The organism is Pseudomonas sp. JS425, from assembly GCF_018223845.1.
Classification (GTDB): domain Bacteria; phylum Pseudomonadota; class Gammaproteobacteria; order Pseudomonadales; family Pseudomonadaceae; genus Aquipseudomonas; species Aquipseudomonas asiatica.
The window spans coordinates 3858182-3872072 of the sequence record NZ_CP073661.1 but is presented as its reverse complement, the minus strand read 5'-3'; the positions used below and the strand labels follow the sequence as shown (position 1 = coordinate 3872072).

12 protein-coding genes are annotated in these 13891 nt (G+C 64.4%); 9 read left to right on the top strand and 3 right to left on the bottom strand.

Translation table 11 applies throughout. From position 1 onward, the window contains the following. The first annotated feature begins 17 nt into the window (after positions 1–17). The 4 genes from KDB76_RS17950 to KDB76_RS17935 all read left to right on the top strand — a co-directional run bounded on the left by KDB76_RS17950 (position 18) and on the right by KDB76_RS17935 (position 4432). The gene (locus KDB76_RS17950; protein WP_024087323.1) at positions 18–719 is read left to right on the top strand and encodes an NAD(P)H-dependent oxidoreductase; all 702 of its coding nucleotides are present in this window, start codon (positions 18–20) and stop codon (positions 717–719) included. A gap of 275 nt (positions 720–994) precedes the next feature. Further along, a complete protein-coding gene (locus tag KDB76_RS17945) occupies positions 995–2098 on the top strand; it encodes a polyamine ABC transporter substrate-binding protein (protein ID WP_013973072.1) in 1104 nt (367 codons plus the stop codon). Between the two features lie 34 nt (positions 2099–2132). Next, the gene (locus KDB76_RS17940; protein ID WP_038409792.1) at positions 2133–3545 is read left to right on the top strand and encodes an aminotransferase; all 1413 of its coding nucleotides are present in this window, start codon (positions 2133–2135) and stop codon (positions 3543–3545) included. Then, entirely contained in the window at positions 3542–4432 is an 891-nt protein-coding gene (locus tag KDB76_RS17935; protein ID WP_024087321.1) for a helix-turn-helix transcriptional regulator, read from the top strand. The genes KDB76_RS17940 and KDB76_RS17935 overlap by 4 nt, the downstream gene beginning before the upstream one ends. 161 nt (positions 4433–4593) lie before the next feature. Here the strand turns inward: KDB76_RS17935 and KDB76_RS17930 are convergent, their stop codons facing one another. Continuing rightward, positions 4594–5928 (bottom strand): D-serine ammonia-lyase, encoded by a 1335-nt coding sequence (locus KDB76_RS17930; protein WP_013973069.1) that lies wholly within the window; start codon positions 5926–5928, stop codon positions 4594–4596. A gap of 202 nt (positions 5929–6130) precedes the next feature. Further along, positions 6131–7003 (bottom strand): HTH-type transcriptional regulator CatR, encoded by an 873-nt coding sequence (gene catR, locus KDB76_RS17925; RefSeq protein WP_013973068.1) that lies wholly within the window; start codon positions 7001–7003, stop codon positions 6131–6133. Positions 7004–7138: 135 nt separating this feature from the next. Between catR and KDB76_RS17920 the strand changes: the two genes are divergently transcribed. From KDB76_RS17920 to KDB76_RS17900, 5 genes are all read left to right on the top strand, one after another. Then, entirely contained in the window at positions 7139–8260 is a 1122-nt protein-coding gene (locus KDB76_RS17920) for a muconate cycloisomerase family protein (protein ID WP_024088025.1), read from the top strand. Between the two features lie 139 nt (positions 8261–8399). After that, on the top strand, positions 8400–8690 hold the full coding sequence (gene catC / locus KDB76_RS17915; protein WP_013973066.1) for a muconolactone Delta-isomerase: 291 nt from the start codon (positions 8400–8402) through the stop codon (positions 8688–8690). A gap of 43 nt (positions 8691–8733) precedes the next feature. Then, the gene (catA, locus tag KDB76_RS17910; RefSeq protein WP_013973065.1) at positions 8734–9669 is read left to right on the top strand and encodes a catechol 1,2-dioxygenase; all 936 of its coding nucleotides are present in this window, start codon (positions 8734–8736) and stop codon (positions 9667–9669) included. A 248-nt stretch (positions 9670–9917) separates the two neighbouring features. Continuing rightward, positions 9918–10412 carry a GNAT family N-acetyltransferase gene (locus KDB76_RS17905; RefSeq protein ID WP_013973064.1) on the top strand — a complete coding sequence of 165 codons (495 nt, stop codon included), beginning with the start codon at positions 9918–9920 and terminating at the stop codon, positions 10410–10412. A 128-nt stretch (positions 10413–10540) separates the two neighbouring features. Further along, positions 10541–12637, top strand: coding sequence for an EAL domain-containing protein (locus KDB76_RS17900; RefSeq protein WP_038409791.1), 2097 nt, complete (start codon positions 10541–10543; stop codon positions 12635–12637). Positions 12638–12810: 173 nt separating this feature from the next. On the opposite strand, the gene KDB76_RS17895 is transcribed toward KDB76_RS17900, so the two are convergent. Continuing rightward, on the bottom strand, positions 12811–13635 hold the full coding sequence (locus KDB76_RS17895) for an aldo/keto reductase (protein ID WP_038409790.1): 825 nt from the start codon (positions 13633–13635) through the stop codon (positions 12811–12813). Between the last annotated feature and the right edge of the window lie 256 nt (positions 13636–13891).

The following is a 13891-nucleotide window of genomic DNA, read 5'->3' as shown; positions in this document are numbered from 1 at the left end:
GTGTGAGGAGAATGTTTGTGAATGTACTGATCGTCCACGCTCACCCCGAGCCGCAATCGTTCACTGCTGCCCTGCGTGACCAGGCCGTGGAAACCTTCCGCGCCCAGGGCCACCAGGTGCAGGTCAGCGACCTGTACGCCATGGGCTGGAACCCGGTGGCCAGCGCCGATGACTTCAGCCAGCGCGAGAACTCCGAGTACCTGGTGTATGCCCTGGAGCAGCGCCAAGGGGTCAAGCGTGGCGCCATTGCCGCGGATATCCGGCAGGAGCTGGACAAGCTGCTGTGGGCCGACTTGCTGGTGCTGAACTTCCCGATCTTCTGGTTCTCGGCGCCGGCCATGCTCAAGGGCTGGATCGACCGTGTGCTGGTGTCGGGGGTGTGCTATGGCGGCAAGCGCTTCTACGACCAGGGCGGTTTGGCGGGCAAGAAAGCGCTGGTGACCGTGACCCTGGGCGGGCGCGAGCACATGTTTGGCGACGGGGCGATTCATGGGCCGCTGGAGGACATGCTGCGGCCGATCTTGCGCGGCACGCTGGCCTATGTGGGGTTCGAGGTGCTGCCGCCGTTCGTGGCCTGGCATGTGCCGTACATCAGTGACGAGGCGCGGCAGGTGTTCTTGCAGCAGTACCGGCAGCGCCTGGAGCAGCTCCCGGACGACCAGCCACTGGTGTTCCCGCGCCTGGAGCAGTTTGATGAGGCGCTTTACCCACTAACCTGACTTTTCTCCTGTACCAGCCACTGGGGCCGCGTTGCGGCCCTTTCGCGACACAAGGCCGCTCCCACAAGGACTGCGCAGCCTTCGAAGCCGGCAGTGAACCTGTGGGAGCGGCCTTGTGTCGCGAAAGGGCTGCAAAGCAGCCCCAGAATTCTGTCGGCGTACGACATTCCGCCAAAAAGCGACCACCCACACATTCGGGGTATGTCCCCCTTCGGCAAATCCCTCGATAGTGCCCCCATCGGCTCGATCCCGAGCATTCACACGATGGAGTTGCCATGCGCAAGGTACTGAAGGTGATTGGCGGTCTGCTGCTGGCGTCTGGCGCCAGCCTGGCCCAGGCGGCAGAGGTGGACAGCGGTAACACGTTGCGGTTGTACAACTGGACCGACTATATCGGCGAAACCACCCTGGCCGACTTCGAGAAGGCCACCGGCATCAAGGTCATCTACGACACCTTCGACGGCTACGAAACGGTGCAGACCAAACTGCTCACCGGCCGCTCCGGCTACGACCTGGTCATGCTCAACGCTTCTCTGGTCCCCCCGCTGATCAGCGCCGGGGTATTCCAGGCGCTGGACAAGCAGCAACTGCCAAGCTGGCACAACCTCGACCAGCAGGTGGTGAACAACCTGCAAGGCTACGACCCCGGCCTGAAATATTCGGCGCCCTATACCTGGGGCAGCTCGGGGGTAACCTACAACGTCGACAAGATCACCGCGCGCATGCCCGATGCCCCCATCGGCTCGCTGGCCATGCTGTTCGACCCCAGGATCGTCTCGCGCTTCGCCGACTGTGGCGTCACCCTGATGGACGCGCCGACCGAAGTCATCCCGCTGGCCCTGCAGTACCTGGGCAAGGACCCACGCAGCGCATCACCGGCCGACCTCAAGGCGGCCGAACAACTGCTGTTGGGCATTCGCCCGTACATTCGCAAGTTCGATTCGGTCAACTACCTCACCAGCCTGCCCAACGGCGATGTCTGCCTGGCCCTGACCTGGTCCGGCGACTACGCCACCGCCCAGGCCCGCGCGGTGGAAGCGAAGAAGGACATCAAGCTGTCGTTCTTCATCCCCCAGGAAGGCTCGCTGATCTGGTTCGACAACCTGTACATCCCCAAGGATGCGCCGCACGCGGCCAACGCCCACCGCTTCATCGAGTTCCTGCTGCAGCCGCAGACCATGGCCAAGGTCACCGACTACATCCACTACGCCAACAGCAACGCCGCCGCCACGGCGCTGGTGCGCGACGAGATCCGCCAGGACCCGGCCATCTACCCCGACGCGCAAACCCGCGAGCGCCTGTTCGCGCAGAAAACCCAGAGCCCGAAGGACATGCGCGCCATCACCCGGGTCTGGAGCACGGTCAAGACCGGTTTCTGAACACTGCCCAACGATCACTGCCAAGGAGCTGCCCATGGCCACCCCAAGCAAAGCATTCGCCATTGCCCACGACCCGCTGGTGGAAGCCGACAAGGCCCACTACATGCACGGCTACCACGTGTTCGACGAGCACCGCGAGCAAGGCGCGCTGAACATCGTTGCCGGTGAGGGCGCCTACATCCGCGATACCCACGGCAACCGCTTCCTCGATGCCGTCGGCGGCATGTGGTGCACCAACATTGGCCTGGGCCGCGAGGAAATGGCCCTGGCCATCGCCGACCAGGTACGCCAGCTGGCCTATTCCAACCCGTTCTCCGACATGGCCAACGACGTGGCCATCGAGCTGTGCCAGAAGCTTGCGCAGCTGGCGCCGGGCGATCTGAACCATGTGTTCCTCACCACCGGCGGCTCGACCGCGGTCGACACTGCCTACCGGCTGATCCAGTACTACCAGAACTGCCGTGGCAAGCCGCACAAGAAGCACATCATCGCCCGCTACAACGCCTACCACGGCTCCACCACGCTGACCATGTCGATCGGCAACAAGGCCGCTGACCGGGTGCCGGAGTTCGATTATCACCACGACCTGATCCACCATGTGTCCAACCCCAACCCGTATCGCGCCCCGCACGACATGGACGAGGCCGAGTTCCTCGACTTCCTGGTGGCCGAGTTCGAGGACAAGATCCTTTCGCTGGGGGCCGACAACGTGGCGGCGTTCTTCGCCGAGCCGATCATGGGCTCGGGCGGGGTGATCATTCCGCCCAAGGGTTACTTCCAGCGCATGTGGCAGCTGTGCCAGACCTACGACATCCTGTTCGTCGCCGACGAAGTGGTGACCTCGTTCGGGCGCCTGGGCACCTTCTTCGCCAGCGAGGAACTGTTCGGCGTAACCCCCGACATCATCACTACCGCCAAGGGCCTGACCTCGGCCTACCTGCCGCTGGGGGCGTGCATCTTCTCCGAGCGCATCTGGCAGGTGATCGCCGAGCCGGGCAAGGGCCGCTGCTTCACCCACGGCTTCACCTACAGTGGCCACCCGGTGTGCTGCACCGCGGCGCTGAAGAACATCGAGATCATCGAACGCGAGCATTTGCTGGAGCACGTCAAGGACGTTGGCGGCTACCTGGAACAGCGCCTGCAAAGCCTGCGCGAGCTGCCGCTGGTGGGGGATGTGCGCTGCATGAAGCTGATGGCCTGTGTCGAGTTCGTTGCCGACAAGGCCAGCAAGGCGCTGTTTGCGGACGAGGTGAACATTGGCGAACGCATCCACAGCAAGGCCCAGGCCAAAGGGCTGCTGGTGCGGCCGATCATGCACCTGAACGTGATGTCGCCGCCGTTGATCATTACCCATGCGCAAGTGGACGAGATCGTCGAAACCCTGCGCCAGTGCATCATCGAAACCGCGCGCGAACTCACGGCGCTTGGCCTGTACCAGGGCCGATGAACCTGGCGCAAAGGGCTGTGCGCGGGCGTGCCTGGCAGGCTAGACTGCCGGGCATGACCCAGGCCTCTCCCGACACCCCGCTTACCCTTTCACTGGGCGCGCTGCAGCAATGGCATGCGGCGCTGCAGCGCGCACTGGCCCACAGCGAAACGCCCGAGGCGCTGGCGCATGTGGCAGCCGCCATCGGCCAGCTGGTGCGGGTGGAATCGATGATGATCAGCCTCGAGTGCCAGGGGCGGGCACCGCAACTGTTGTACCAGCAAGGCATCCCCGACCTGCACCGCGCCGCCGTGCTGGAGCGCTACTTCACTGCCGGCTACCTGCTCGACCCGTTCTGCCTGGCCGTGCAGAGCGGCCTGGCCGAGGGCTTCTACCACCTGCAGGAAATCGCCCCGGACAACTTCTTCGACAGCGACTACTACAAGGCCTACTACCTGGGTACCGGTTGCAGTGAAGACAGCTACTACATCGTCGACCTCAGCGCTGGCCGCAAGTTGTCGCTTAGCCTGTTCCAGGGCTGCAGCGGCACGCGCCTGAGTACGGGGCAGATCGACCTGCTGCGTGCGCTGGAGCCGATGGTACGCGAGCTGCTGGGGCGCTACGCCCGGCACCATCTGGAGCCCGGCCCCGCTTCGGCGGAGCGTGGCAGCCTGCAGGCGGCGTTCGACAGTTTCGGCTGCCAGGTGCTGACCGACCGTGAGCGGGAGGTGGCGCACATGATCTTGCGTGGGCATTCGGTGAAGTCCACCGCGCTGGAGCTGGGCATCTCGCCGGAAACCGTACGCATGCACCGCAAGAACCTGTACCTGAAGCTGGAGATCAACTCGCAGTCGGAGTTGTTTGCGCGGTTTATCGACTGGCTGCGCGGTGATCGCCTGGCGGTCTAGCAGCAAAGGAGCAACTGCCTTGCTCACTATTTGAAAGCTGGCGCGATCCCTGTGGGAGCGGGTTCACCCGCGAAGCAGACACCGCGGTGGATGGCACGGGCTTCGCCCGTGTTCGCGGGTGAACCCGCTCCCACAGGTATAGCGCTGCCCCCCAATAACTCTCAGCCCCTGCCTTTAGCCAGATAGGCCGCAAACTCCGCGTCCGGCACCATGCTGCCACCGGTCCCCCACACCAGATGCGTAGCCCGGCCCATGCGCCCGGCCGACAGGCCCATGCGCGCCAGGTACTCAGGCGCTTCAAGCACCCTGACCATGCCCGGCATCCCCGCCAGCGCCGAAGGCTCCAGCCGCGCATTCTCCTGGTCATGGGCCAATACCAACAGCCGGTACAGCGCCTCGTCGCTGACCGTGTAATAACCATCGAGCAAACGCTGCATCGCCTTGCCGACAAAGCCGGAAGGGCGGCCCACCGCCAGGCCGTCGGCGGCGGTCAGGTTGTCGATGCCGAAATCCTGCACGCTGGTGGCGTCATGCAAACCGCTATACACCCCCAGGAACATGCACGGTGAGTGGGTGGGCTCGGCGAAGATGCAGTGCACATGGTCGCCCCAGATCAGCTTCAGGCCGAACGCCACGCCACCGGGGCCACCGCCGACCCCACAGGGCAGGTAGACGAACAAGGGGTGCTCGGCATCTACCTTGATGCCCGCGGCTTCGAACTGGGCGGCCAGCCGCTCGGCCGCCACGGCATAGCCGAGGAACAGGTGTGGCGAGTTCTCGTCGTCGACGAAGTAGCAGCCCGGGTCCGCCGCCGCCTGCTGGCGCCCTTGCTCCACCGCCACGCTGTAGTCGCTTTCGTACTCGACCACGTTCACGCCATGGGCGCGCAGTTTGTCCTTCTTCCACTGGCGGGCATCGGCCGACATGTGCACGGTCGCCTGAAAGCCCAGTCTGGCGCTCATGATGCCGATCGACAGGCCGAGGTTGCCGGTCGAGCCGACCGCAACCTTGTACTGGCTGAAGAATTGCCGGGCCTGGTCGCTGGCCAGTTCCCGGTAATCGCTGTCGAGGCTGATCAGGCCGGCTGCCAGGGCAAGGTCTTCGGCATGCTTGAGCACTTCATGAATACCGCCGCGGGCCTTGATCGAGCCAGAGATCGGCAGCTCGCTGTCGGCCTTGAGCCAAAGTGAACCGCTGGCAGGCAGGCCCGCTGCCTGCAGCAAGGTGGCATGCAGTTTGGGCAGCGGGCGCAGTGGTGACTCGATGATGCCGCCGGTGGCGGCGGTATCCGGGAACACGCTGGCCAGGTAGGGGGCAAAGCGTGCCAGGCGGGCACTGGCAGCACTGACATCGGCGGCGCTTAAACCGACGTCGGCCAGGGCTTGGGCGGCCGGGGCAATGTGCGGGTTGAACCAACGGGTTTCGCGCAGGGCCACCAGGTCGTCGATCAGGGGGTGGGAGCTGCACCATGCTTGCAGTGTCTTGCCGTGAATCATGCTGGGTATTCCTGTTGGTTGATGATGGCCGGGGTGTGACACAAAAGTGCGCCTACAGACAGACGCGGACCCTGTGGGAGCGGGTTTACCCGCGAAGAATTCAACTCGGTGCATGGCACGGGCTTCGCCCGTGTTCGCGGGTGAACCCGCTCCCACAGGGGGCAGGTGTTTAGCCAGACCGTTGAGGTCAGGGAGCGCGTGCTCATTCGGCCTGTTGTGCAATCAATGTCAGGCAGCGCTGCACGATCGGGCTCACATCGCCCTTGCGCCGGCTGAGGATGATCGGGCTGACGGCGCCGCTGTCGAGCAGGCTTACATATTCGATATCGGTGCGGTGCTGCTGTTGCACCGACGCCGGCACCAGGGTCACGCCCACGCCGACGGCCACCAGGCCGATGGCGGTCTGCAGTTCGTTGGCCCATTGGCTGACGTGGATGCTCATGCCGTGGTGGGCGAACAGTGCCAGCACATGGTCGGCATAGCTGGGCCGCGGGTTGGCCGGGTAGAGGATGAACGCCTCGCCAGCCAGCTGGGCAAGTGTAAGCGGGCTGCTCGCCAGCGGGTGATCCTTGGGCAATACCGCCACCAGCGGGTCCTCGCACAGCACTTGTTGGTGAATCGCCGGGTCATCGATGCGAATGCGCCCGAAGGCGATGTCGATGCGCCCGCTTTTCAGCGCCTCCACCTGCTGCAGCGTGGTCATCTCGTTGAGGCCCAGTTCCAGCTCGCTGTCCTGGCGCAGCTCGCGGATCAGCTCCGGCAGCACCTTGTACAGGGTCGACGGGGCGAAGCCGATCCCCAGCCACTGGCGCTGGCCCTGGCCAATGCGACGGGTGTTGTCGCTGATGTTCTGCAGCTGCTGCAGCACGGTGCAGCTCTGTTCGTAGAAGAAGCGACCCGCCTCTGTCAGCCGCAGCGGGCGCTCGCGCACTACCAGCAAGGTACCGAGCTGGTCCTCGAGTTGGCTGATCTGCCGGCTCAGCGGCGGCTGGGCAATGTGCAGCAGCTCGGCGGCGCGAGTGAAGTTCAGGGTTTCGGCCAGGACCTTGAAGTAACGCAAGTGGCGCAGCTCCATCAGACCTCCAGGGTATGGTGGGAGATTCATTCGATATTGGACGGCTATCAGGGTCTCGCGCAATCCTTGAACAAGCAAGTAAATGCACCACTCGGGCCTGCGGCTGGCAGCCCGAAACAACGGGACCTGGCAACAATGACAAGTGTGCTGATTGAACGTATCGAGGCAATTATCGTAGACCTGCCGACCATTCGCCCGCACAAGCTGGCGATGCACACCATGCAGCAGCAGACCCTTGTGGTATTGCGTGTTCGCTGCAGTGATGGCGTGGAAGGCATCGGCGAGGCCACCACCATCGGCGGCCTGGCCTATGGCTACGAAAGCCCGGAGGGCATCAAGGCCAACATCGATGCGCACCTGGCGCCGGCGCTGGTTGGCTTGCCGGCTGACAACATCAACGCCGCCATGCTCAAGCTGGACAAGCTGGCCAAGGGCAATACCTTTGCCAAGTCGGGTATCGAAAGCGCCTTGCTCGATGCCCAGGGCAAACGCCTGGGCCTGCCGGTCAGCGAACTGCTGGGTGGCCGCGTGCGCGACAGCCTGGAAGTGGCCTGGACCTTGGCCAGCGGCGATACCGCCCGGGACATCGCCGAAGCCCAGCACATGCTGGAGATTCGTCGGCATCGGGTGTTCAAGCTGAAGATTGGCGCCAACCCGTTGGCCCAGGACCTAAAGCACGTGGTGGCGATCAAGCGCGAGCTGGGCGACAGCGCCAGCGTGCGGGTCGACGTCAACCAGTACTGGGACGAATCCCAGGCCATCCGTGCCTGCCAGGTGCTTGGCGAAAACGGCATCGACCTGATCGAGCAACCGATTTCGCGTATCAACCGCAGCGGCCAGGTACGCCTGAACCAGCGCAGCCCGGCACCGATCATGGCCGACGAGTCGATCGAAAGCGTCGAGGACGCCTTCAGCCTGGCTGCCGACGGCGCGGCCAGCATCTTCGCCCTGAAAATAGCCAAGAACGGCGGCCCGCGGGCCGTACTGCGTACCGCGCAAATCGCCGAGGCTGCCGGCATCGCCTTGTATGGCGGGACCATGCTCGAAGGCTCGATCGGCACCCTGGCTTCGGCTCATGCCTTCCTGACCCTGCGCCAGCTCACCTGGGGCACCGAGCTGTTCGGGCCGCTGCTGCTGACCGAAGAAATCGTCAACGAGCCGCCGCAATACCGCGACTTCCAGCTGCACATTCCACGTACCCCAGGCCTGGGCCTGACCCTGGACGAACAGCGCCTGGCGCGCTTCGCCCGCCGCTGAACGAACACACACAGAACCCTGTGGGAGCGGCTTTAGCCGCGAAGCAGGCGACGCGGTGGATGGCACGGGCTTCGCCCGTGTTCGCGGGTAAACCCGCTCCCACAGTGTTTGCGCCAAATCAGAGAAAGGAGATACCAGCATGCTGTTCCACGTGAAGATGACCGTGAAACTGCCGGTCGACATGGACCCGGCCAAGGCCGCCCGGCTCAAGGCCGACGAAAAGGAACTGGCCCAGCGCCTGCAGCGCGAAGGCACCTGGCGCCACCTGTGGCGCATTGCCGGGCACTACGCCAACTACAGCGTGTTCGATGTACCCAGCGTCGAGGCGCTGCACGACACCCTGATGCAGCTGCCGCTGTTCCCGTACATGGATATCGAGGTAGACGGTCTGTGCCGGCACCCCTCGTCGATTCACAGCGACGACCGCTGAGTCGCACCTGTCTACCTGACAAGAACAAGATGAGGCAAGCACGATGACCGTTAAAATTTCCCACACTGCCGATGTTCAGGCGTTCTTCAAGGAAGTGGCCGGCCTGGGCCATGCTGAAGGCAACCCACGCTTCAAGCAGATCATCCTGCGTGTGCTGCAGGACACTGCACGCCTGGTCGAGGACCTGGAAATCACCGAAGACGAGTTCTGGCATGCCGTCGACTACCTCAACCGCCTGGGTGGCCGTAACGAAGCCGGCCTGCTGGCGGCGGGCCTGGGCATCGAGCACTTCCTCGACCTGTTGCAGGACGCCAAGGACGCCGAGGCCGGCCTGACTGGCGGCACCCCGCGCACCATCGAAGGCCCGCTGTATGTGGCAGGCGCGCCGCTGGCGCACGGTGAAACGCGCATGGATGACGGCAGCGACCCGGGCGTGGTGATGTTCCTCCAGGGCCAGGTGTTCGATGCCGAAGGCAAGCCGTTGGCCGGCGCCACCGTCGACCTGTGGCATGCCAACACCCAGGGTACCTATTCGTACTTCGACACTACCCAGTCCGAGTACAACCTGCGCCGGCGCATCATCACCGATGCCGAAGGGCGCTACCGCGCGCGCTCCATCGTACCGTCGGGGTACGGTTGCGACCCGCAGGGACCAACCCAGGAATGCCTGGACCTGCTCGGCCGTCACGGCCAGCGCCCGGCGCATGTGCACTTCTTCATCTCTGCGCCCGGGCACCGGCACCTGACCACGCAGATAAACCTGGCCGGCGACAAGTACTTGTGGGATGACTTTGCCTATGCCACCCGTGACGGGCTGGTCGGCGAGCTGCGCTTTGTCGAGGATGCTGCGGCAGCGCGTGCTCGCGGCGTAGAGGGTGAGCGCTTTGCCGAGCTGGCGTTCGACTTCCATCTGCAGGCGGCCAAGGCGCCAGACGCCGAGGCGCGCAGCCACCGCCCGCGCGCGTTGCAGGGGGCCTGAGTGATGTTATCGCTCCGGTTGTAGAGGTCGTTGTGGGAGCGGGTTTACCCGCGAAGAATGCGACTCGATGTATGGCACCGGCTGTGCCGGTGTTCGCGGGTGAACCCGCTCCCACAGGGGCCTGCTAAATCAATGAGTGATGTATTTGTGTTGGTTTTGCCTGGGCCTTTCCGTGCGGGGAGGGCCTGGGCTTTTTGCTGCCAGGGGCGGTTGATCTAGAATCCGCCTTTTTACCCGAGCCCCTCACCATGCTGCCCATCGAACTGTTGGCAACCACTGCCGACCAGGCCCCGCTGATTCGCAACCTCTATCAGTTCTACGCCTACGAGTCCTCGGACTGGGAGCAGGAAGACGTCGAAGTGGACGGCCGCTTCTATATCCATGACGAGCACCTGCAACGTTACTGGGGGGCCGATGGCTGGGGCGCGTACCTGGTGCTGGCAGACGGTTTCATCGCCGGTTTCGTGCTGGTCGAACGCAGCGAGCTGCCGGGCATCGACGCGTTCGAACTGGCTGACCTGTTCATCCTGAAAAAGTACCGCCGACAGGGCATCGGCCGGGCGGTGGCATTGCAACTACTGGGCGGCGAGGGCGACTGGTTGATGCGCTGTTACGCACAGGACATGCCAGCCGTGGCCTTCTGCAATGCCGTGCTGGCCGAGCTGTCGCGCCCGGCGCAGCCCATAGCCCTGGATGACGAACCGGGCTTGCTCAATTTCCTGGTCGCGGGCGCCCGCCATTGAGGGGGTTGCAAGCCTTCGTTCGCTAATTGAAGGGATCGTGGCTTTTTGTGAGCTACTTCACAAAGTCGTCATCGAAGGCATAATGCCACCAATCCTTTTCATGCCTTTCGAAGGCCCAGGTAAAAGTCATGTCGCTAGTCGCAAGCCCCGACATCATGTACCGGCTGTTGATCCAGAGTGTGGTGGACTATGCCTTCTACCTGCTCACCCCCGAAGGTATCGTCGCCAACTGGAACCCCGGCGCCCAGCGCGCCAAGGGCTACCTGGCCGAGGAAATCGTCGGCAAGCACTACTCGTTGTTCTACACCGATGCCGAGCGCGCCGCCGGGCTGCCGGCGCTGAACCTTGAGCAGGCCCGCAGCACCGGGCGCTTCGAAGAGATCGGTTCGCGCCTGCGCAAGGACGGCACGGTCTTCCATGCCCATGTGGTGATCGACGCGGTGTACGACGATGCCGGGCAACTGGTGGGTTTTGCCAAGGTCACCCGCGACATTTCCGAGCGTCACCGGCAAGAGCTGGAACTGCTGCAGGCCAAGGAGCTGGCCGAGCAGTACAGCCAGGAAATGGCCAAGCTGTCGCAGTTCCTTGATTCGGTGATTGCCAACATCCCCGCCAGCGTCATTGTCCAGGACCTGGAGAGCCAGCGCATCCTGCTGGCCAACCAGCAGGCCGAACGCCTGTTCGGCGGGCCGCAGCGCAGCATGATCGGGCAGTTGCCCGGCGAGTGCCTGGCACCGGGCGTTGCCGTTTACCTGGAACAGCAACTGGCCCGTGGCGCCCGCAGCACCAAGGGGCATGCTGCCGAAACCCGGGTCGACACGGCCTGTGGCCCACGCACCCTGCGCAGCCGCACCTTGCTTAGCCAGAACCGTGAAGGCCAGGCCGACTATGTGTTGTTCGTTGCCGAAGATGCCACCGAAGAGCTGGCCGCCCACGCGCAGATCCACCACATGGCGCACCACGATGCGTTGACCGGGCTGCCCAACCGCACCCTTTTCAACGAACGCCTGCGCCAGGCCCTGTTGCGTGACAGCGAGCACGCCAAGCTGACCGCCGCACTGTGCCTGGACCTGGACAACTTCAAGAACATCAACGATTCGCTGGGCCACGCCTTTGGCGACAAGCTGCTGCGCGCGCTGGGCAAGCGTCTGCGCCGCGAGCTGCGCGAGCACGACACCCTGGCCCGCCTGGGCGGCGACGAGTTTGCGGTGGTGCTGACTGGCCTGGAAGGCCGGGAGGCCGCATGCAACACTGCGCAGCGCCTGATCAACGCGATCTGCCCACCGTTTCAGATCGAGGGGCACCAGTTTACGGTGGGGGTGAGCATCGGCATTGCCATTGCGCCGGATGACAGCGACCAGGCCGAGCAACTGCTGGGCTACGCCGACATGGCGCTGTACGAGGCCAAGCGCAACGGTCGCAACCGCTACGAGCGCTTCAGCGTCGAACTGGACGTCGCCGCCCGCCAGCGCCGCCTGGTGGAAACCGACCTGCGCACTGCGCTGCACCTGGGCCAGTTGCAGCTGCACTACCAGCCGGTGGTCGACCAGCAGACCAGCAGCGTTACCGGCTATGAGGCGTTGCTGCGCTGGGAGCACCCGACCCGTGGCATGGTCATGCCCATGGACTTCATCCCCATCGCCGAGGAAACCGGGCTGATCCACGAACTGGGCACCCGGGCGCTGAACCTGGCCTGCCAGGAGGCGGCCAGCTGGGACAGCGAGCAGACGGTGTCGGTCAACCTGTCGGCGGTGCAGTTCAAGAATGCCAACCTGGTGCACACCGTGGCCCTGGCGCTGGCCGACTCCGGCCTGCCGCCACAGCGGTTGGAACTGGAGGTCACCGAGTCGGTGCTGCTGGGCAACAGCGAGGAAAACGTGCGTACCCTGCGTGCACTGAAGGACCTGGGCGTGTCCATTTCGCTGGACGATTTCGGTACCGGGTATTCCTCGCTGGGCTACCTGCGTTCGTTCCCGTTCGACCGGATCAAGATCGACAAGTCGTTTGTGCATGACATGTGCGACAGCCGCGAGGCGATGTCGATCATTCGCGCCATTACCGACCTGTCCAACAGCCTGATGATCAAGACCACGGCTGAGGGGGTGGAGTCGGAGGAGCAGATGCGCCGGTTGGTGGCGGAGGGTTGCTCGCACTTCCAGGGTTACCTGTACGGGCGGCCGGCACCGGCGAGCGAGCGGTTGAGGCAGGTCGTGACGCCGGCATAGTGCCCTTGCGCGGGCCTGCAGAATCACCGCAGCCGATCGGCCCGGCGCAGTACGTGTGGGAGCGGGTTCACCCGCGAAGCAGGCGACACGGTGGCTGGCACCGGCTGCGCCGGTGTTCGCGGGTGAACCCGCTCCCACATGGGCCGTGCAAGCTTTCAAGGCTTGATCAAGGCTTAGCTGTCCCAGTCCGGCGCAAACGCCGGGCTCACCACCCGCTGGTCCTTCGGCAACCCGGCGATCGCCGCGCGGTCCTCGTCATCCAGTTGCACGTTCGACGCCGCCAGGTTGGCCAGCTGGTTCTCGCGGCTGCCGGCCTTAGGGATCACCGCCACGCCGTCCTGGTCCAGCAACCACTTCAGCGCCACCTGGCTGGGCAGTACGCCATGCTTGCGGGCGATCGCCTGGATCACCGGCTGCGCCGCCGCCTGCCCACGGGCCAGCGGGGTGTAGGCGGTGAGCAGCAGGTCGTGGCGGCGGGCATAGTCCAGCAGCGGTTGCTGGCCGAGCAGCACGTGGTATTCCACCTGGATCGCCGACAATGGCGCGCCCAGGGTTTCCACCACCTGGCGCAGCAGCCCCAGCGGGAAGTTGGCCACGCCGATGCTGCGCGCCTTGCCCTCGTCACGCAGGGCCACCAGGGTTTCGATGCTGCGGGCCAGGTCCCAGTCCTGGCTGGGCCAGTGGATGTGGAACAGGTCGACCTGCTCGGTACCCAGGGCGCGCAGGCTGTCCTCCAGCGACTGGCGCATGGCCTTGGGCGCCAGGCGATCCCACCATACCTTGGTGGTCAGGTGAATCTGCTCGCGCGGTACATCGCTGTCGCGCAGTGCCTGGCCGACGGCGGCTTCGTTGTCATAGGCAGTGGCAGTGTCTATGTGCCGGTAACCCAATTCAAGCGCCTGGCGCACGGCCTGGGTGCACTCGCTGCCGGTCATTGGCCAGGTGCCCAGGCCGATCGCGGGCAGGGCCAGGCCGTTACGGGTGGTGAGCCTTTGCATGTAAATTCCTTGTAGGGTGTGCAGGGTTCGCATTCGATGGTCGGCGATCAGCACGGCACGGGCCATGCGCGTGGGGCGGAAAGTGGTCGATCAGCGAACAGAAATTGCAGTCGGCCTTGGCTGGCGGCGATTGAACTTCCTTATTCTTCGGCATCTCTTCTAAGGAAGGTCTGAAGTAACCCTGTATTTCCGGTCGACTTCAGCCCTTGCTGCTTTTGAAAGCGGGCCGTCGATCAAAATCGACCAGGTAACCCGC